This is a genomic window from Pedobacter sp. ok626 (assembly GCF_900100435.1).
Lineage (GTDB): Bacteria > Bacteroidota > Bacteroidia > Sphingobacteriales > Sphingobacteriaceae > Pedobacter.
The window spans coordinates 142013-163648 of sequence record NZ_FNEX01000014.1 but is presented as its reverse complement, the minus strand read 5'-3'; the positions used below and the strand labels follow the sequence as shown (position 1 = coordinate 163648).

General features: G+C 38.9%; 18 protein-coding genes. 6 read left to right on the top strand and 12 right to left on the bottom strand.

Annotated elements, in window-relative coordinates; all coding sequences use genetic code 11:
- Positions 1 to 55 precede the first annotated feature (55 nt).
- The 4 genes from BLS35_RS19075 to rpiB form a co-directional block, all read right to left on the bottom strand.
- The gene (locus BLS35_RS19075) at positions 56 to 1405 is read right to left on the bottom strand and encodes a PhoH family protein (protein ID WP_090784185.1); all 1350 of its coding nucleotides are present in this window, start codon (positions 1403 to 1405) and stop codon (positions 56 to 58) included.
- Between the two features lie 147 nt (positions 1406 to 1552).
- Positions 1553 to 2341, bottom strand: coding sequence for a heparin lyase I family protein (locus BLS35_RS19070; RefSeq protein WP_090784183.1), 789 nt, complete (start codon positions 2339 to 2341; stop codon positions 1553 to 1555).
- 685 nt (positions 2342 to 3026) lie between these two features.
- Positions 3027 to 5312: a DUF7133 domain-containing protein gene (locus BLS35_RS19060; RefSeq protein ID WP_090784178.1), complete on the bottom strand. Its 2286-nt coding sequence runs from the start codon at positions 5310 to 5312 to the stop codon at positions 3027 to 3029.
- A 7-nt stretch (positions 5313 to 5319) separates the two neighbouring features.
- On the bottom strand, positions 5320 to 5769 hold the full coding sequence (rpiB, locus tag BLS35_RS19055; protein WP_090784175.1) for a ribose 5-phosphate isomerase B: 450 nt from the start codon (positions 5767 to 5769) through the stop codon (positions 5320 to 5322).
- Positions 5770 to 5911: 142 nt separating this feature from the next.
- Here rpiB and BLS35_RS19050 point away from each other — a divergent pair, with 142 nt between their 5' ends.
- The gene (locus BLS35_RS19050) at positions 5912 to 6628 is read left to right on the top strand and encodes a DUF4397 domain-containing protein (RefSeq protein WP_090784172.1); all 717 of its coding nucleotides are present in this window, start codon (positions 5912 to 5914) and stop codon (positions 6626 to 6628) included.
- A 77-nt stretch (positions 6629 to 6705) separates the two neighbouring features.
- Here BLS35_RS19050 and BLS35_RS19045 read toward each other — a convergent pair whose 3' ends face one another.
- Entirely contained in the window at positions 6706 to 7287 is a 582-nt protein-coding gene (locus BLS35_RS19045; RefSeq protein ID WP_207909137.1) for a hypothetical protein, read from the bottom strand.
- A 189-nt stretch (positions 7288 to 7476) separates the two neighbouring features.
- Between BLS35_RS19045 and BLS35_RS19040 the strand changes: the two genes are divergently transcribed.
- The 5 genes from BLS35_RS19040 (at position 7477) to BLS35_RS19020 (ending at position 11022) form a co-directional block, all read left to right on the top strand.
- A complete protein-coding gene (locus tag BLS35_RS19040; RefSeq protein WP_090784170.1) occupies positions 7477 to 7737 on the top strand; it encodes a hypothetical protein in 261 nt (86 codons plus the stop codon).
- Positions 7738 to 7739: 2 nt separating this feature from the next.
- A complete protein-coding gene (locus BLS35_RS19035) occupies positions 7740 to 8414 on the top strand; it encodes a response regulator transcription factor (RefSeq protein ID WP_090784168.1) in 675 nt (224 codons plus the stop codon).
- Between the two features lies 1 nt (position 8415).
- Positions 8416 to 9747, top strand: a complete 1332-nt coding sequence (locus BLS35_RS19030; protein ID WP_090784165.1) for a sensor histidine kinase — start codon at positions 8416 to 8418, stop codon at positions 9745 to 9747.
- 66 nt (positions 9748 to 9813) lie between these two features.
- Positions 9814 to 10299 carry a redoxin domain-containing protein gene (locus BLS35_RS19025; protein WP_090784162.1) on the top strand — a complete coding sequence of 162 codons (486 nt, stop codon included), beginning with the start codon at positions 9814 to 9816 and terminating at the stop codon, positions 10297 to 10299.
- Positions 10300 to 10380: 81 nt separating this feature from the next.
- Complete coding sequence (locus tag BLS35_RS19020) at positions 10381 to 11022, top strand: DUF47 domain-containing protein (protein WP_090784158.1); 642 nt, start codon at positions 10381 to 10383, stop codon at positions 11020 to 11022.
- Positions 11023 to 11034: 12 nt separating this feature from the next.
- Here the strand turns inward: BLS35_RS19020 and BLS35_RS19015 are convergent, their stop codons facing one another.
- The 7 genes from BLS35_RS19015 to BLS35_RS18985 form a co-directional block, all read right to left on the bottom strand.
- Positions 11035 to 11466, bottom strand: coding sequence for a nuclear transport factor 2 family protein (locus BLS35_RS19015; RefSeq protein WP_090784154.1), 432 nt, complete (start codon positions 11464 to 11466; stop codon positions 11035 to 11037).
- A gap of 33 nt (positions 11467 to 11499) precedes the next feature.
- Positions 11500 to 13647, bottom strand: coding sequence for a prolyl oligopeptidase family serine peptidase (locus BLS35_RS19010; protein WP_090784150.1), 2148 nt, complete (start codon positions 13645 to 13647; stop codon positions 11500 to 11502).
- A gap of 18 nt (positions 13648 to 13665) precedes the next feature.
- The gene (locus BLS35_RS19005) at positions 13666 to 14484 is read right to left on the bottom strand and encodes a universal stress protein (RefSeq protein WP_090784146.1); all 819 of its coding nucleotides are present in this window, start codon (positions 14482 to 14484) and stop codon (positions 13666 to 13668) included.
- Positions 14485 to 14486: 2 nt separating this feature from the next.
- A complete protein-coding gene (locus BLS35_RS19000; protein ID WP_090784144.1) occupies positions 14487 to 15062 on the bottom strand; it encodes a DUF1572 family protein in 576 nt (191 codons plus the stop codon).
- A 159-nt stretch (positions 15063 to 15221) separates the two neighbouring features.
- Positions 15222 to 16907, bottom strand: coding sequence for a RagB/SusD family nutrient uptake outer membrane protein (locus BLS35_RS18995; RefSeq protein ID WP_090784141.1), 1686 nt, complete (start codon positions 16905 to 16907; stop codon positions 15222 to 15224).
- Between the two features lie 19 nt (positions 16908 to 16926).
- Positions 16927 to 20334 (bottom strand): TonB-dependent receptor, encoded by a 3408-nt coding sequence (locus tag BLS35_RS18990; RefSeq protein WP_090784139.1) that lies wholly within the window; start codon positions 20332 to 20334, stop codon positions 16927 to 16929.
- 170 nt (positions 20335 to 20504) lie between these two features.
- Positions 20505 to 21518 (bottom strand): FecR family protein, encoded by a 1014-nt coding sequence (locus BLS35_RS18985; RefSeq protein WP_090784136.1) that lies wholly within the window; start codon positions 21516 to 21518, stop codon positions 20505 to 20507.
- Between the last annotated feature and the right edge of the window lie 118 nt (positions 21519 to 21636).

Genomic DNA, 21636 nt, shown 5'->3' with positions numbered 1-21636 from the left:
GATTTTTTAAGGTAAAACAATTTATTAAAAGTATTCAAATGTCTGGATATAACATTTACAAAAGATCGTTAGCAAGGTTTGCCAGCTCACTTCGCTCTCCTTTATCTAAAGTAATATGTGCATACAAAGCATGATCTTTTGCATTTTCGATCAGGTAAGACAAGCCGTTACTCTCTGCATCCAGATAGGGAGTATCGATTTGGTAAACATCACCAGTAAAGATGATCTTAGTATCTTCTCCTGCCCTTGAAATAATGGTCTTGATTTCGTGTGGTGTTAAGTTCTGTGCTTCATCTACAATAAAAAAGATCTTGCTTAAAGTTCTACCTCTAATGTAAGCCAAGGGCGTAATTACGATTTTCTCCGTACTTACAAAGTCATCAATCCTGGCTTGCATTTTTGGATCATCATTGTATTGTTCTTTTATAAATCTTAGACTATCCCATATTGGGGCCATATAAGGATCTATTTTAGACTTTACATCTCCTGGTAAAAAACCAATATCCTTATTGCTCAAAGCCACAATTGGCCGCGTTACATAGATCTGCCTGTAATCTTTACGTTGTTCCAAAGCACTGGCAATGGCAAGTAAGGTCTTTCCGGTTCCGGCCTTTCCTTGTATGGTGACCAATTTAATATCAGGATTGAGCAGGGCATTTATGGCAAAAGATTGCTCGTCGTTTCTTGGAGATATGTTAAATATAGTTCGGGGAGCGACAGGAAAAAGTCTGCCTGATTTTGTATTGTAATAAGCGGTTGTTGTTTTGCGCTTACCTTTCAAAATGCAAAAATGGTTAGCCTCAATATCAACAATATCCAGGCCCGTTGCATCAAAACTACCCTCTGCTTTAAGTGTTTTAAAAACCTCATCCGCAATATTTGTCAACACAGCCTTTCCGGTATATAGCTCTTCTACATTTTTAATTTTGCCTGTTTCATAATCTTCGGCATGCAGCTCCAGTGATTTTGCTTTTAAACGCAGACAAATATCCTTCGATACCAACACCACCCGTTTTTCCGGAAATTCCTGTTTAAGGCTCAAGGCGGCATTTAAAATGCGGTGATCGAATTTACCTTTGCCAAAAACTTCCTCCGCATCAAGTTTATCAGGCTTATTATCCATTACTACTTTAAAACGGCCGCTCTTACTGCCATTCAAAGGTATCCATTGGTTCATAATCCGATCCCCAGAGGCATTATCCATTAACCGGATAAAACTGCGTGCTTCGGCATTACGGGTTTCATTGCCATTTTTCATGTTATCCAGTTCTTCCAATACCTGTATTGGAATGGCTACATCATGTTCCTGAAAGTTTTTAAATGCATTATGGTCGTAAAGAATAACAGAAGTATCAAGGACGAAGATCTTTTTCTCTAAAGAAGGATGATTAGCAGCTTTTTTCATGGTATATAAAAATAGCAAAAAAGATTTGTATTGATAAGGCTAAAACAATTAGGGCATCCAAAAGGACGCCCTATAGTAATTTAGCTAAATTTTAAACCTCCATTGAACTTAGTTCGTATCAAAAGAAACACGGACTAACTATTTAAATCAGGGAGCAGCCTCTGCATAAGTAGATGCGATTTTTAATCCATGAACCCTATTTTCTATCAACTCAGAACTTGCTCCATATACCCCCCATTTAGGATCACAGTACTCTGCATCTAATGTACGTCCATAATACCTTTGTGTACCATTACTCAAATTCTGCTTCACTCCATTGAACCAAAACTCCATAAACCCTATCGCTGCATCACGAGAAACCTTTATTCTTAAAACAAAAGTATTCCAGTTGTTCACACTTACTGGTGCGCTCCATATAAATGTGTTTGCTCCGCCTGACGCAGTATGCATTAATTTAAAATTACCACTTACAGTTTTAAAAACAATAGGATAATTCTGCGTCATATTCGCACCATAAGCCTTCCACTGAAACAATGCATTTGTTGTAACAGATGAAGTCATACTCAACTGCGACCTCCAACCCAAATAAATATCGTCACCCTCTACTGCATCAAAATTTTGGGCAGCGTGTACTTCACAACGGTTACTTCCTATGGCTTTTGTAAATCTCCATATTTTACCGTAAGTGGCATTGTTCACTGCCGCCAATGTAGCCGGAGCATCCACATTTAAAGTTTTAAAAACACCTGTACCCAAATTAGCATCCCCATCCCATAGCGTAGATAGTATACCAATGTTACTGGATGGATTGACCGCACTAGCGCTGGCCTTACTCGTAATTAGCTCTTCAGACATCGAGCTTGTTTCTTTTTTACAGGAAGAAACTAGAAATGCAAAGCAGCCGAGAATTCCGGCTATAATCAATTTGTTTTTCATTAAAATTTAATTTAAGGTTAGCAAAAAACAAAGCCTAATTACAGGCAATGCTATTAGTAATAATGCTTTGATATTTAAGAGGTTAAAAAAAACATTACTAATATAGCCGATAATAGAGGAAAAAATTACACGCTATTAGCCTAGTAATAAACCATATAAGCATTTCCAGAATAATTATGAGATTGGCATACAAAAAGAAAACGGAGCCTCTCTTCTTTCGATTTAAGGTCTCCGTTTCCACTCTTCCTGCAGCCTTAGCTGTAAGAAAAGCATCAATCCGATTTATTACTTTACATTTCGTAGTGTTCTTAGTTCCTAAGAACTTTGAAACCCGTCTAAATTACTCTCTTGATTCATCCCGTAGGCTGTTTCATTTGATAATAATGTCTGTTCCGGATTCGGCTGACGTCCCTTTGTCTTTCGACTCATGGTTATCTTAGGTCTTCCTCGCAGTTTCCTTTGAATCTGATCCCTTGCTGATCCCTCGAAATTTCCAGAAGCTTTTGCCCGGAGGCCAAGTATTTCTTTTTGGTGTATTTCTTTCAGACTGTCAAAGTACTTCGTAATTGATAGATCTAATTTACAAACTTTATTCACTTAAAACAAACATATTTAAGTCAAAATACAAACATCTTTTCAACAGTCTATCAACAGCTTATCAACATGTTATTCACATTTCACATAGCTATTTGGCCTGTAATTCTTCAATTGTGAATGCTTTCTCTCTACCCTTATGTCGCTTACGAACCTTGCCCACTTCCTCAATACTAACTTTACCTGCGTTATTTTGCCATGAACCCCGGATAAAACTAAGTACTTGCGCCACGTCATCGTCAGATATTTCCTCGCTATGCGCGATACCAGGCATATCACCTGAAATTTCTGGAGATTCATATACATGCCCATTAATCTTAACAGGCCCGGTCAGTCCATACAACACAATTGAAATCAATTTCTCTTTATTTCCCGTCACCCATTCAGATTTATTCAAAGGTGGTGCAAGTGAATTGACTCCATTCCCATCCGCAGCATGACAGGTTTGACAACTAAAAGCAAATAAAGCAGCACCTTTAGGATATAGTTTAGCCTGTATTAGTGGATCTTTATTCTTCTGTGAATTTCTAACCCTGGTAATCAGCTCTGTCAATTGTTTATTTATCCTCAAATTCGTATCCGGCAGTAAATAAGCTATGGAGTTTGCAAAAACTTCTTCAGAATGAACTAAACCGCTAAGCACCGCACTAGAAACGTAAGGGTTATTGGGATACTTTTTAACCAAACTGATCAAGAGAGATTGAGCGCCCTCTGCATTAAATGGCTTAATATAATTTGCTGCATAAGCTATATATGGAGCTGCCAGCTCATCATTTTCATGTAGTAATTGCGCAAGCGCATCCATATAATATCTATAAGAAGTTCCATTGATTACAGATGGTAAAACGCTTAAGGCTTGCATTCTCAACGGCCAGGTTTCTGCTTTTAGCAAAGCCAGCACTTCGTTGGTTTGCAAAGCCGATAGTCCCTCTAACACCCACATCGCATGAATTGCCCTCAACGGTTGGCTTGTGCTTTGAATTGCGGCTCTTAAAAAAGGAATAGCGGCTTTGTTTTTTCCATCAATCAACATTTGCTGAGCCATATCGCGTACCTGACCATTACCGTTCCCTAGTAACTCTACAAGTGCCTTAGGGTCTTCGCTAAACTTTACAGCAATAGCCTGCTTGTTTTTTGGAACTACCTTATAAATCCTACCACAACTTAACGGTTCAGTTAGCTTTCTGCTTAAGATCTTGTCGCGCAAATAAGGCGTAACATAAGTTTTATGCTGTATGATACCGCGGTACATATCTACGACATACAATGCTCCATCCATTCCATTATATAAACTGACTGGCCTGAACCGTTCATCGATACTGGCCAAAAACTCTTTTCTGGAATAGGCTTGTTCACCACTTACTATGTAACCTTTTTCCTTTAAGATATCTCTCTTGATTAAATTCGCTACTGGCTCTGCAACAAATGCATTAAAATCATATTCAGCACCAAATAATCCAGCACGATAAATAACCGGACCACATGCAGCTGTAAAATTTTTCAAACGCAAACTATCATCCAACACTCCCGGCATATAGCCCCTATTTACACCTGGGGTAGGTCGGGCTGGATAAACCCTGTTGTCTTTGACTATCCTTTCCGAATAACCTTCAACGTTACGCTGATTGCTATTCGTAGCCCCAAAACCCGGGCTAAAGTAGTCACCCACCAGGTTGGTGGAATTATCATTATAGTACAAGCGTCCATAATTATCCTGACTAATCCCCCATTGCCCCCTAAAATGCGTATCCTCTATCACCCATTTATCGCCTATTTTTCGGTATCTTTTGCTCGACTTTGCATTATAAATCCAATTGTCCATGGCTCTTAACAAACCATTAGGCTGATGTTCCACATTCCCCTCATCGGCATACTTACCGTCTACCAATATCCGTTTACCAGGATGATCATTTTTAATCTCATAAAACCATAGGTTTGGCGACTCTGCCACCAATATACCACCGTCAACCAAACAAATGGCCCTTGGTAAAATCAAGGAATCCAGAAATACTTTCCTATCATCCATTAGCCCATCACCATTCTTATCTTCAAGGATTACAATTTTCCCGTTCGGCTTATCTTCACCTTTGCCATTCACATCAGGCATATAACCTACCATCTCGACCGCCCAAATCCTACCTCGAGGATCAAAAGTTAATGCCACTGGAGCTACAACAAGTGGTTCATCCGCGACAAGCTTAACTTCAAATCCATCCTCTACGCGCATCAATTTAATCGCTGCAGCTGCTGAAATAACCGGTGAGTTGGTGGTATCAGGAACAATCTCCTTATTAACTTCAATCGTCCTTTTATGGGTTTGGCATTGATGAAGCGTAAAAACGGCAAGCGCAAGCAAAATATACTGGTATAATTTCATCTAAATTCTAAAGGTTTTCATTCTCAATTGCCGTAATTTTTGCTAATCTTAAAACATGGCGTTCCTCGCCAGTGAAGGTGGCGTTTAAAAAAGCAAAGACAATGTCTTTTGCCAGTTCAATCCCAATTACACGTTCGCCCATGCAAAGAATATTTACGTCGTCATGCTCCACAGATTGATGAGCCGAATAGGTATCATGGCATACTCCTGCCCTTATCCCTTTAAATTTATTGGCGGCTATACTTACACCGACGGCGCTACCACAAATCAATATCCCCCGATCGCCCTTTTCATCAATAATTGCATTGGCTACATCAGCTGCATGATCTGGATAATCAGTCGGCGACTCACTATTTGTCCCTAAATCAACTACATCATAGCCCTTTTCCTTTAAAGCCACAATCAATATGGTTTTATAATTGAATCCGGCATGATCTGAACCTATAATTACCTTCATTTTGTGTTTTATTTTTAGTACTCAAACAGCATTTCACTGGTTAAAGCTCTAATGTAATCAGATTTTTTAAATTTTATTGTAGCGTTAGCATGACATTGTACGTCTTTATAACAGTTACATTCACAAATCTTAAAACTTAAACATGAACATCTCTATTCAACCGACGATCAAAAATCTTAAAAGATTTAGCGCATTTACTTTATTATCTATCAGCACCTTAATCCTTAATTCTTGTTCAAAAGATCCCGCACCGACACCAGAGGTAGCTTTTTTAAGTATTACGAATACTTCTCCTACGACTGCCACCTTTAACATTTATATGGATCAAAGTGTGATAAATACTGGTGGTGCGGTACCTTATAATGGAACGACTGGTTACTTTCAAACTAGCCCTGGTACGCATAGCGTTAAATTTACAACTGCAAGTAGTTCAGCAAGCATCATCACCAAAGACGTTGCATTAGAAGCAAATACGGTTAATTCACTTTTCCTTATTGACAAAGGCGCAAACATGGATTTCTTTAAAGTCAAAGATAATCTGGGTAGCATGAGCTCTACTAAGGCTTTTGTTAGGTTTATCAACCTATCTCCAGATGCACCAGCATTAGACCTTGCCGTTAAAGAAGGGAGCGTTCTTATAGAGAACAAAGCTTATAAAGCCAATAGCGAATTTATCGAAGTAGAAGCAAAAGCATATATTTTAGAATTTAGAAATAAAGCAACCGGCGCTACATTAGGAGATCCATTAAGCAGCATTGAACTTAAAGCTGGTAAATCTTACACTGTAATTTCAACTGGTTTAATTGCTCCAGGTGATGCCGAACGAGGTTTCGGTGGAAAAATCATTACCAATCAATAGCATTTAAATCGTTATTAAACATTAAAAAAAAGGGTGCATACGTACAGCGTAGCACCCTTGGTTTAATTGTGTGTTTACTAATGTCTTCCGCGACCGTGATCTCTACCACCTCTATCGTGATCTCTACCACCTCTGTCGTGATCATCACGATCTCTACCATGTCCTCTGTCACCACGATCCCATCCTCCATGGTCTCTATCGTTACTTCTTGAATAGTACTTTTTAGCTTGTCCAGGAGGCATTCCATGCGGATGCCCTTTCACTACATAATATCTTGAATCATTACTGTACCTGATTACCTGCTGACCTCTAACCGATCTGTATCTGGCATAAGCAACCCTATCTCTGTCAAAATTCCTGTACGGATCCCTAGAGTTTACAACTACTTTGTAACCACTATAAAGATCGTACCCTCTATATCTTGAAGGAAGAGAAGCAGAGAAGATCCACCTGCTATTGTCCAAATAAATGAACTGCCTTCTTGGTACATTGTAATAGCATTCTATTTCTGGTAAATAATAATTATCTACATAATCATATCCTACAGGTCCCCATAAAGGCTGAGAACCAATATTTACACTTATGCTTACCTGTGCCTCTGCCTTGAAAGGCATCCATCCTATTACACCAAGGATTCCTAATACGATTAACTTTCTCATGACCTTAATATTTAATATTTCATTTGTGTGTTGTTGAATCAAATCTCCAAACCGAACATGAAATCAAGATGAAATTTTGAAATTATTTAATATATTTTTCTTTTTCATCTTAATTTCATCTTCAGTGAGCAGCTTTGTAATAGTAGAAATGGGTACCTTCGTTTTCTGGCGCTTTATTATATTTACAACATGAACATTAATCTCTTATTTCGGTCATTCATTACAGCCCTAGTTATCATATGGCTTCCTATAGGCACTTTTGCCCGTAATTACTATAATACATCCCGGAATTCCAGCTCTAGTTTTTATCAAGATAAAAGAGATAAGAAAAAGGACACTAAAAAACCGGAAGTAAAGGAAGTACCACAATCCAGAAAACAAGAAAAACCAGGCGAGGTTAAACCTTCTGACAAGAGAGAGAGGCCACAGGATAACAAAAGAAGACACTAGGAATGAAAGTTTTGATTGTAGAGGATGAGAAAACGCTGGCCTATGAAATGGAAGATTTCCTAAAAAAGGCTTTTTACATCTGTGATCTGGCACACAATATTAAAGATGGCCTTGAAAAGATGGAGATGAACAGCTATGATTTCATTCTGCTTGATCTTGGCTTGCCTGATGGAGATGGCCTAAGCTTACTCCCAAAAGCGAAAAAATACAATCCAGACGCTGCATACATCATTCTTACTGCAAGAGGTAACCTGGAAGATCGTATTGCTGGTCTCGACCTTGGCGCAGATGATTACCTGCCAAAACCTTTCTCATTACTAGAATTACAATCCCGAATGCAAGCCATCGCGCGCCGGAAATTCAATGTTAAAGAAGAGCTATTGCCATTAGGTGATTTTAACCTGGACCTGCAAAAAAGGCTTATCCTGTTTCAGGAAAACCAGATTGAACTGTCACGTAAAGAGTTTGATCTACTTAGCTACCTGTTCCTCCACAATAACCGGGTATTAACCAGGGCACAGCTAAGCGAACACATCTGGGGTACTTTTGCAGATGATGATTACGACTCAAACTATATTGATGCTCATATTAAAAACATCCGGAAGAAACTAAACGCCTGGGCCCCTACAGATTTCCTGGAAACAGTACGCGGAGTAGGCTATAGAATAAAAAAATAACGTGAAACTATCCTCAAAATTAATCCTGTTCATTACCGGTTCTAAACTGGCTGTAGTTTTACTTTTCATTGTTTTGTTACCTTTTCTGGTGGATGGCATTGTTGCCGAATACACGACGTATTCTTTACGCAGACAACAGGATAAGGTGATCAAAATAGTGCAGCAAAAAGGCATTAATCATTACCTGCAGAACGACGATAGCTATGGAAGTTACACCATGCTTAAAGAGGAGTATATTGCTTTAGAACCTGCACCAACAGGCGTCGAAATCGACACCATAAAAACGGCTCAACGGGTAGTAGAGCAGGATACACTAACCTACAGAATCCTGATGCATACTTTTAATTTCGATCAAAAACCCTACTTACTCGAAATTGGAAAAACGATAAACAGCATCAATCAATACAACAAACCATTGCAACGCACAGCGCTATATGTGCTTATTGGACTGATCATTGCCAGTTTATTATTCGACCTCCTCTTTACACGTACCCTCATTAGTCCTTTAGGAAAAATCATTAAATCAAAACTGATCAACAGGAAATTCCCTTTTAAAGATTACTCCCCTCCCGTTCGTACCTCTACATTTGATTTTAAATACCTTGATGAATCGTTGGTATCCTTGATGGATCAAATTAATGAGGCATTTGAAAAAGAACGTGAATTTACAGCCAATGCTTCCCATGAATTGATGACCCCGATCAGTATCCTTCAAAATAAAATGGAGAACCTTATTGGTGACGAGCAATTGAGTGATACTGTAATACTCAAGATTGTGGAAATGATGAAGACGCTAAACAGGCTAAAGAAGATTTCAAATTCATTGCTCCTGATATCCAGAATAGAAAATGAGCAGTTCGTCAAATCAGATGCTGTAAAACCAGCGGACCTTGTCAATGAAGTTATTGAAGAAATCAGTCATCGTTTGGAAGAAAAAGGGCTTAATATTGAAATTAAACTGGCTAAGAATCCATTATTAAAAGGCGTAAATCACGATTTACTATTTCAATTGTTCTATAACCTGATCAATAATGCCATTAAGTATAACGTAGATCAGGGAAGTATTACGATTAATGATGAATTGACCAATAAAGGCTACTTAATTACTATTTCTGACAGTGGTATTGGCATTTCGGTAGAAGAACAGGGATTTATATTTGACCGTTTCAGAAAAACCAACCTATCAGAAAACGTAGGACATGGACTCGGTCTTTCTATTGTAAAAAGCATTTGCCAATATCATGGCATTGAAATTAAGGTCAGCTCTGAAGTACAAAAAGGCAGCGCCTTTAGCTTGCTTTTCCCTTCAGAGCTGTACACAAAAGGCATTTAAAATACTATAAGATTCTATTTAAAAGGCTATTTATTTATATTAGTAGCCGTATTAAAATCATCTGCTATGAAACAACTATTTATTGCCTTTATAATTAGCCTAAGTTCGCTAAGCCTTTCTGCACAAACACCTACTCCAGGCACAGCAATGCCTAAAGCAGTTTTTTATAAAGCAGATGGAAAGACTTTTACTACAGATCAAATTCCTAAAGGCACAAAATCGCTTATTATATTATTTGATGCCACTTGTGAGCATTGTCAACACGTAGCATCGAATCTCTCAAAACGAAGTAAAGAACTGACTGACGTGAACCTTTACCTCGTTTCGCAAGATGAATTTCGCTCCATCAATTACTTTATGGATAACTTTGGAAAACCATTAAAGACTATGAAAAATGTTACTGTATTACAAGACCGTGACTACATCTTTATCCCCTTGTTTCACCCTAAACAATACCCATCATTGTATTTGTATGGAAAAGATAAGAATCTTGATTTCTATTCCAGCAATGAAAAAGATGTGTCTAAGTTTTTCAGCAAAATAAATAATTAGCTGCTAGCTGCAGGTTAATAGACATTACATTTCATAATGGCTTAACAATGCAACTATATTTTTGTTAAAAGCAAAAATACTATGAGCAGCATTTTCAATTTCTTTAGTCCAAAGGACAAACTATTCCAACCTCTTTTTGAACAGGCAGGAAGTAACCTTGTAAAAATATCAGGAGCATTGGTGGATACCGTAACTTCAAAAGACCAGGTTAAAAGAAGAGAACACATTAAGGAAGTTGAAAAGCTTGAACAGACTGGCGACGACATTACGCACGCTATTTTTTTGGGATTGGGAAAAACCTTTATTACGCCCTTCGATCGCGAAGACATTCACGCATTGGTAAGTGCCCTGGATGATATCGCAGATTACATCTATGCAGCTGGAATAAATATAGATCTGTACAATATCAGAACGATAAACAAAGCCATGATAAACCTGGCCCAATTACTTTTTGAGATGTGTACAGATCTGGAAAGTGCCATTAAAGAACTAAGAGGTTTTAAAAATCCTCAATTAATTGCGGAGGTCTGCCTAAGGATAAATGCAGGAGAAAGTAAAGCAGATCAGATTTGTAATACTGCTATTGCCATACTATTTGATGATGAACAAGATGCCATTGAACTCATCAAACAAAAAGAAGTATTACAGATGCTTGAAATGGCCGCCGACAAATGTGATGATGCTGCAAATGTATTAGAGTCTATACTAATCAAGAATGCATAAGAGCATTCTTGATTAGTAATTGACCTTAAACGCGCGTCTGGCCAGTAATTTCCATTCGCCTGCCTCTTTTTCCCATACCAGTACTATACCAAGATTAACTTTCCCTGGGATTCCCCCATCGTTCGTATCGCCTTTTAAAATGTGACGAACTATTGCCGTTTTGCCTGCAACAGTAATAGATTGTTCTGACAATTCGATACTTTTAAAATCAGATGCCTTGGTTGATAAGGCGGTTACAAAAGCCGCTTTATCTTGAATCTTTCCTGTCGAATGTCCGTAAGTTAAATTGGCGGATGCTAAGTTTTCCAGTTCAGCCTTATTGCCACTAATCATAGCTAAACGCATTTTTTCAGTTAATTCTGCAACTTTAGTTTCGTCCTTTGATTGTGCCGAAGCATATAAAGTCATAATGGTAAATGCGATTAAGATAATTGTTTGTTTCATGTTATGCTTTTTTAATGAACCTAATATAGTCAATTACTGTAGCGGTTTATAAACCAGTCCCATGTTGTAGAACATAAATGCCCACTTATCTGCAATTTCTTCAATTGCCTTATCGGTTGGTTTTCCGGCCCCGTGTCCGGCATTAGTCTGAATGCTGATTAGTACAGGAGCATCGCCACCTTGATCTTTTTGCAACGTAGCGGCAAATTTAAAAGAGTGCGCAGGTACTACACGGTCGTCATGATCTGCAGTAGTAATTAATGTTGCAGGATAAGCAACCCCAGGTTTTAAGGCATGCACCGGCGAGTATTTATACAAGTATTCAAACATCCGCTCACTATCTTCTGATGTGCCATAGTCGTAAGCCCAACCAGCTCCCGAGGTGAATTTATGATAGCGCAGCATATCCAGCACACCTACTGCCGGAAAAGTGACTTTAAATAAATCTGGTCGCTGTGCCATTGTAGCCCCTACCAATAGACCACCATTAGAACCGCCCATACTGGCCAGATACTCCTTAGAAGTGTATTTCTGAGCTATCAGGTATTCCGCAGCAGCAATAAAATCATCAAACACATTTTGCTTTTGCAATTTTGTGCCTGCCAGATGCCATTGTTCCCCATACTCACCACCGCCACGTAAATTAGCCACAGCATAAATCCCACCCTGCTCTAATAAAGCAACGACAGAAGTGCTAAAAGCGGGTGTAAGACTAATGTTAAATCCTCCGTAACCATACAGGACAGTCGGATTTTTACCGTTTAAGGAAATTCCCTTTTTATAGGTGATGATGATTGGCACTTTTGTTCCATCTTTAGAGGCATAAAAGAATTGCTTTGACTCGTATTGTAAAGGATTAAAATCTACCCCAGATTTTTTATATAAAGTTGATTTTCCATCCACTACATCATATTTAAAGATGGTAGTAGGATATACATAAGAAGTAAAAGTATAAAACAATTCCTTTTCTTCTTTTTTACTGCTAAAGCCTATAGCCGTTCCCAAGCCAGGAAGCTCAATTTCATGTTCCAGTTTGCCATTCATATCGTACTGCAATACTTTAGTAACCGCATCTACAATATAATTGGCAAACAACTTGCCACCACCAGTAGATGGCGTTAGCACATTTGCAGTTTCTTTGATCAGTTCCTTCCAATTTGCTGGTTTCGGATCAGCAGCCTCAACAGTAACGATGCGTCCGTTAGGCGCATTTAGATTGGAGTAGATATAAAGCTTAGTTCCTTCGTTATCTATAACAGAATGGTTTTGATCAAAGTTACCAACTACACTGATGATCCCAGATCCAGGCTCTTGAAGATCTTTGATATAAAGCTCATTCCCTGAAGTTGTATTCGCAGCCGAAATAACCAGGTAATGTTCATCTTCAGTCAGCTCCGCACCAACATATCTACGTGGTGTTTTTTCACCACCAAAGATCAGCACGTCATCCTTTTGATCTGTACCCAGTTTATGAAAATACAATTTATGGTATTGAGTCAGCCCCGATAGCTCGCTGCCCTCTTTAGGTTTATCATAACTAGAGTAATAAAAGCCTTCGTTACCCTGCCAGGCTATGCCAGAAAATTTTACGTCGATAAGCGCATCGCCAACAATAGTTTTATCTGCAGTTCTCATCACCACTACAGTAGTCCAATCAGAGCCACCAGCAGAAAGCTGATAAGCACACAGACTGCCATCTTTAGAGAAATCGATGCTAGCCATAGATGTGGTGGCATCTTTAGAAAAGTCATTAGGATCAAGGAAAATTTCTGCTTGCTGATCTCCCTTTTGGCGATACAATACACTCTGGTTTTGCAAGCCTGTATTCTTATAAAAATAAGTATAGGCACCTTTCTTAAAAGGTTGCGAGTACTTTTCATAATTCATCAAATGGGTTAAACGCGCTTTAATCAGATTACGATAAGGAATCTGAGCCATATATTTTTGCGTAACCACATTCTGTGCAATTACCCATGCTCTGGTCTCTTCCGAACGGTCATCCTCCAACCAGCGATATGGATCGCTTACTTCTGTTCCAAAATAATTGTCTTTTACAGTTCCTTCTTTCGTTATAGGATAAGTCATTGTAGATTTTTTTGATATTTTATTCAATTGTGCTTCGGCTAATATGGGCGATAATATAGCCAAAAGTAACAAGCCTTTTTTACTAATTTGGTTCATAACCGAACAACTTTAGGTTTATATTGGAATAGAAAGTAGTGGAATTTGCAAGCCAGAGGCCATGATCCGGGTCTTACTGGTATGAACCAGGGAAGCCCAAAAGCCATATTTTTTAGGAACCATGATTAGCATATCGGCACCAAATACTGCTATCTCCTTTTCAATCTCTTTAATTACAGCATTTGATTTAACCTGTTTATAATAATAAGTAATACCTTCCAAGCCATCATCAATGGTATTGTTAGCGACCAGCCCATCTACTTCTTTCTTCAATTCTTCGAGCGCCTGATTCACATTAAAAACCTCAACTTCAGCATTTAAACTCAAGGCCAGTTCTTTAACGTTTATCAGTACTTTTTCTGAAACGCCACTCAGCACATCGCAAGCAAAAAGCACTTTCTTAACACCTTCAAATTTGGCTCCCAATGGTACCGCCAATACAGGCAATTTTAATTTCTTGATAGCTTTGGTTGTTGTGTTGCCCCACAAATCCTGCTCTAAAGTTTTGGTATGCATGCCCAATACCACCAGCCCAACATCATACTTCATCAGCAATTCCTTCAACTCATCTTCAACAAATGAGAACGAAAATTCATGTTCTACTTCAATGTCATAAGTAAGGGAAAGCGACAATGACCTTTCAATCATTCTGATCTCATTCTCGTTTAACAATTTCTGAAAGCTGGAACCGGGCATAAGCGTGTTGGCCGCGTGCATTGGAATCACGAAGGAATTATAAAGAATCAGCCTGGCATTATTGTGTTTTGCTATGGCAGCGGCATATTCAACTGCATTTTCCGCTACCTCCGAAAAGTCTGTTGCAACAATTATCGTCATAATCACAATTTTCTTTTTTTCTCAATAAACTCGTCAGTAAAATGTTCTTTATGTTTTGGTTTTGAAAATTTCTCTGCATTATAAACATCTGACTTCCCTCTTGGAATTGATAAAGAAACCCAGCTTGGTCCACATATCATTTTCCCTAGAAATACTATTTGACCGATGTGATAAGGATAGTGCGCCAACTGCCTGTTAATAGCCTCAATAACCGTATGTCCCATATTACGGATAAAGATCTCTTTATTCAAATCCTCATCTTTCAGTACATACAATGTATCTAGAAAACATTTCCAACCAGCGCCCCATAGTTTTAGCAGCGCTTCTTTATTAGTGATATCGTTATCAAACTCAGCTTCCCTGTCACGTGTAGCCTTTTCTCCATCCGATGTCAGGAAATCAGTCCAGCGGGAAAGCATATTTCCTGAAAGGTGTTTTACGATAGTAGCAATGCTATTGCTCTCTTCATTGGCCTGCCAGAATAGCTTATCTTCAGGGACTTGAGCGATAGTTCTTTCACCCAATGATTTATAATACTCAAATTGTTTTTGAACACTTGATAAATAATCCGTTTCCATAATTTAATTATAAACTAGATTAGGCTAAAATTACAAATTATAGTAGCAAAAGTTTGTCTTTTAAATAAAATGACAAGGCCTGCACAAAATAGATCATTCTGTACAGGCCCACGCCATAAAAATAAATTGAATCCTAGCAATTGGCTGCTCCAGTAGGCCTTAATTATACCCCGGATTTTGAGTAAGTTTAGGATTTCTACTCCGCTCTTCAGATGGAATAGGCCACAAATAATGGCGTTTATCAAAAGTACCCAGCGCAGGACTACCACTACCTAATTTATTAGCAGTCCAGTATTTTACCATTTCATCAGCAAAAACATCCCATCTGATCTGATCCATGTACATATGGCCCCATTCAAAAGCGAGCTCACGATATCTCTCTTCTCGTACAAAATTGCGCATCTTAGCCTGATCAGAAATGATAGCCTCTCCTCTTACAGTCTGCAAGGTTTGTAAAGTAGGCATCATTACACTTGGCCGCTGGCGCACTTTATTGATATAAATAGCAGCATCCGCAGTTCTGTTTAATTCTATTAATGTCTCAGCATATAACAATAATATATCAGCATAGCGCATAATAATAAGGTTACCTGGACTATCTCCGGCAGTTAAATCTAGCTTACCGATGATATATTTAACCGTACTATGGCCATTATCCGTTGCATAACTCTGCTTATAAGTGATACCACTCTGCCCGGTCCGAGATTGAAATTCGGTAATATAGGGCGTGTTTTCATACCACACCGTCCAGGCCAAACGAGGATCACGATTCGTGTAGGGCTGGTTAGGGTTAAATGTAGGGTCAGGAGATTGATAATTAAATTTATAAACAATTCCAGGCCCAGCTCCTGGAGCGGCATTAGCCTTGCTCACAAAAGTACTGCTTACAGAATAGCCATTTGTGGTTTCAAATAGATCTGTATAATATTCTGTCGGTGTTACATAGCTAAAGCCTGAGGTAGAAATTTGCGACAGTGTAGAAGGCGCAGCAAAACGTACATAAGAATTTCCTTCCTTAACACCACCCATATATTGGACTTCGAATATAGACTCTTTACCATTTTCTGTTGATGGCCAAAATAGATCCAGAAACTTAGGTTCCAGATCGTAATCTTTATCAATATTGATGACCTCATTTAATTTCGCCTCAGCCTCTGGCCATCTTTTTTCGTAAACGTATACCTTTCCAAGCAGTGACTTTGCTGCTCCTCTACTCGCACGTCCAAGTAAAGCTTTATTGGTGCGATACTCCGTTACGGAAGGCAAAAGTAATTCGGCAGACTTTAAGTCCTTTATCAATTGCGCTACAATCTCTGCCCTGGAATTGCGTGGAACAAGCAACTCCTCATACTTTTGTTCTTTAAGGATCAATGGAACATCTCCATAAAGATAGGTTAGATAAAAATAAGCTAATGAACGCAGAAATAAAGCTTCGCCTTTTAAGCGGTTCTGCGCTTTAACAGAAATAGTCACACCCTCCCCATCAATATGATCTAAAACTAGATTTGCCCTAAAAATCACCCTGTACCAGGCAATCCAGAATGTATTTGCCATCAGATATCCAGAGTTTACGCCAAAAATACCATTTTCATATTGGCCAAAGCGCGAATCACCAAAACCTGCATAAGGCGTAGCAATGTCCGTCATGGGAAAAAAACTTAGCTCCCTGTCCGACTGTAAAGCATCATAGATACCGTTAGTTGCATTAATAAAATCATCTTCAGTTTTATAAAAGGTCCCTGCCGAAAGGCTGTTTTTAGGATATGAATCCAGGAAACCCTTTTTACAACCCAATTGGCTAACCAGCAGTAAAAGAACAATAGTTATATATTTTAATTGTTTCATGTCTGTAATTATTAAATATTTAGAAAACTAAACGGGCACCTACGGTGATCGATTTTGCTACCGGGTAAGCATCTACTCCACCGCGTGAATATGCGCCATTACTTTCTGAAGGCTTCATCTCCGGGTCGTAGCCAATAAAATCAGTACAGGTAATTAAATTAGTCGCATTCAAGTATAATCTTAAGGATTGAATTTTTAAGGGTGCCGTTAACCTTTTAGAAAAAGTATAACCCAATTGCATATTCTTAATACGTAGGTAAGAAGCATCCTGAATTAGAAAACTACTCCAGATCATATCACCCTTAACCGCACCAGCAGCAGGCGTAGTTCCAGTCACTACTACACCATTAGCATCAAGTTTAGCTCTGTTATCCCAGTAGTACCGGTCTACATTATTGTTTTCACCTTCCCCATTACCACCAAAAACAGATTCAACCAACATATCTTTGTCTTTTTCTCCTTGAAATAATACAGAAAGATCTATTCCTTTCCAGGAAAAATCAAAATTAAAGCCATAAACATATTTAGGCATGTAACTTCCAATAAAGGTTTTGTCAGCGTCAGACAGCAAACCATCTCCATTAAGGTCCTTAAATCTTACCATTCCGCCACGATCGCCAGTCATATGAGGGTTAGCATCAGCCTCTGCCTTAGAATTCCAGATACCCATCGCTTCGTAACCCCAATAAGCATATAACGGCAACCCTTCGTCAGATCTTAACGGTTTATCTCTAATTGGTTTTACTCCGCCTAAATCAAGCAATACATTTTTATTATGAGAAAGGTTAAACGATCCACTATAATTAAAATCACCAGATCTATCCTGGTATTTCACCATTAGCTCCCAGCCTTTATTTTGCACCTCACCAATATTTGCTACAGGACCAGCTGTAAAACCACCACTATACGGAATAGTAGCATCTAACAACATATCCGTTGTTCTTTTATCATAAAAATCAGCTTCAAAAGATAAGCGATCTTTAAAAAAGCCAATTTCAATACCCATATCGGTAGTTGTCGTTGTTTCCCATTTAACTTTATCATTTGACATCTGTGTAGGAAAATAAGCCGGCTGACGAGTTTGAGGATTGCCAAAAACAGCACCACCAGTAACGTCAATCGTACTAATCCAGGAATATGCAGGTATATTGGCATTTCCAAGCTGTCCCCAGCTACCACGTATTTTTAAATTACTGATGACTTTTTGGTTTTTCATGAAAGACTCCTCAGAAATCCGCCAACCAGCGGAAAATGATGGATATACACCATATTGTCTGCCTGGCGCAAAGACCGAAGAACCATCACGACGCACATTGGCCTGAAAAAGATACCTGTTATTGTAAGAATAGTTTATCCTTGCAAACTGCGAGATGAGTGAATACGGGCTCACAAAACCGCCAGCAATAGTACCTGGTATATTACCAGCACCTATCGCCCGCAAATCATTGTTGGGGAAACCACTTTTCGTCGCTTCGAACTCATAACCATCACCTTTCTCTGCAGAAAAACCCAACAAAGCATTGATGCTATGTTTACCAAAAACCCTATCGTAGGTCAATAAGTTCTGGATTTCCCATACATAGGATTCCCTTGAAATGTTACGCAAACTAGCAGGTGGCCCTTCAGCTAAAGGAGTAGTGTGGTTTAAGTCTGTTGGTGAATAAATAGCCCATTTACTGGTCCATTCTTCATTAAAATTGTTACTTACCGATCCATTTAAAACCAGTTTATACTTTAAACCTTGTAAGATATCAGCCTCTGCAAACAGATTTCCAAAAGTCCGATTGGTACGCGTAAAGTTGTCCAGTATATCATTGGCAATAGATGGCGTTTTCCATGTTGTATTGGTAATGAAAGCCTCGCCAGGGAAACCTGGTCGTGGCGCCCCAGGAAAGCCATCTGGATTATAGGCAGGAATAGTTGGAGGCGCAGCCGTAATACCATTTAATGCTGCTGGCTGTGAGGACGAAAAGGCCGTAATGGTGGTCTCATACCCCGAACGAATATAACTCATATTTACCCCCGCCCGGATCGATTTACTCAATTCCTGCTGCAAATTAACACGCACATTCGCCCGATTAAAATCCGTCCCTATAATGGTACCTTTTTGATTGATATACCCCACACCGACAGCATATTTAGTCTTGTCATTTCCACCATTGATACCAATATGATAATCCTGAATCGGTGCAGTACTAAAAACATAATCAGACCAATCTGTCCATTGAGTGATAGTTTCAGGTGCTTGGGTACCTACCCAGAAAGGAGCATTACCATTGAACTTTCTTGCCTCATTTTGACGTTCAGCCCACTCCGGACCAGTAAGGTAATTAGGTTTCTTGCTAAGCGACTGCCAGCCATATTCTGATTTAAACTCTACATTCGACTTACCAGCTCTCCCTTTTTTTGTGGTTATCAGTAAAACGCCATTAGCTGCTCTGGAACCATAAATAGCGGCTGCAGATGCATCTTTCAACACGGTAATAGATTCTACATCATCGGCATCCAAGTCATTGGTGCTCCCTACAAAACCATCAACCAACACTAATGGACTGTTCCCTGATTTCACTGAACCTACCCCCCGCACTTTTATATCCGCACCTGCCCCCGGCTGTCCAGAAGTTTGGGTAACCTGTACACCACTCATCCTACCTTGAATGGCTTGACCCAAATTCGTAGAGGTAGTTTTATTTAGATCTTCAGAATTCACCGTTCCAACGGCACCGGTCAGATCTGCTTTCTTCATTGTTCCGTATCCAACTACAACCACTTCAGAAAGTGCTTTAGATACTTCGTCCAATTGCACATTCACTAGTGTTCTACCGTTAATGATTACCTCTTTGGAGGTGAAGCCTATATAGGTGAATATCAAAACACCATCTGTTGATGGAACATTAATTGTGTATTTTCCATTGCTATCACTGGTCGCTCCTCCTGTAGTTCCTTTCAATTTAACACTTACACCAGGCATAGCTCCACCGTCTGCACTGGTTACCTTTCCGGTAATCACAACCTGTACTTCGGAACTGCTTAATGTACGATCGACAGGGTCATTACCTGGGACTGGAGCTTTACTCAATACAATCCGATCGCTAATTACCTCATAACTAACACCAAGTGGTTTTAAAAGTTTACTTAAGATAGTTTCCAGCTTTTCATCATTAGCAAATACAGATACTTCCTGATCAGATTGAATAATGTTTCTGCTGTAAACAAATTTTACATTGGCATTCTTTTCAATTTGTCTTAAAGCATTCCCCAAGCTGGAATTATCAATGGTAATGTTTATAGGCCGATTTAAGACGGCCTGTGCTTTTATATTCTCGGCATAAGACATGCCCGTGAGGATTAAAGCTATGATCAGCTGACTCAGTGTGATCTTCATAATTCGACGCCAGTCAATAGAGTTTAGTAAATAAAATTTCATAAATTTGATTGTTTCGTTGGTTAAAAAATGAGACAAAAAAGATCCGTTCGCCTATGCCCTACATAGGTGTCAATTACGATTCTTTTACAATTAGGGGTGTTGCAAGCGCCCCTAATTCCTTTAAATAATGTATTCTGGCTTCCTGTTCATATATGAGTGTTTAGATTTGGTTACTTTGATATTTTTTGATGTAAAACAATATTTTTTTGATCAATGGTATAAGTAATATTCAATGACTTTTCCATCATCAACAATACTTCTGGTAAGCTTTGCCCGGTAAAGTCTGCTTTAAGCATATAATGACTTAAAGCACCATCTCCAACAGTGATATTTACACCAAACTTTGTATTCAATACCTTTATAATTTCGGTGACAGGAATATTATCAAATGAAATATCTTCCTTCTTCCACATGTTAACCGATTCACTTGATGTAATGCTATTTTTGCTGAGCTCATGATCAGCTTTGAGGTAAACTGCTTTTTGATTGGGCAACAACATCAATTCTTCTCCATCCAACGCTTCAACCTTTACAGAAACCTTACCGGTAAGCACGGCAACTTGTGTAGCAGTAGCCCCTTTACCCGTAGCTATGCTAAAACTCGTTCCCCAAACTTTCGTGATTACGCCACCCCCATAAATCACAAATGGCCTGTTCTTATCTTTAGTCACCTCGAAAAAGGCCTCCCCAGTCATCATCACCTTCCTGATTTGCAAATTAAAACCTTTCTTATATTCTATTCTAGCCAATGGACTTAACCAAATGGTACTTCCGTCAGATAAAACATGTTTTAGAATAGTATGGCTTTGGTTATCGATCACCACTTCGTTACTGTCTCTAATTATCCCTGTAGCTCGTTCTTGATGTCTACGCTTAAAATCAGATTTATAGAATATAAGCCCCAGCATTACAAATAAAACTGCTGCAGCACTTCCAATCCAATTATACAACATAATCTTTGCCCTTTTATTTCGGCGCTCGCTACCAAAAGCTTGAATATTGCTTCTGATTTGGCCCAGCATTCGCATTTTAAGTTCCAACTGTGCTTTCGTTTCCAGATCAATTATAGGATCCGGCTCATTTTCAAAAGCGACATACCATTGATGAACCGCCTCGACCTCTTCAGGTGTACATGCTCCGCCAATATATTTACGGATCAAATCCGGGGAAATAGCTTTCTTCATTACACGTTTATTATAAATGGTTGTAATAGTATAGTCAGCCAGCTTAAGCCTATCCCCTACGTGCTAAGAAAAAAAAGAAAAGAAATAATTATTGGGCTCAGTTACAGAAAAGTTATGA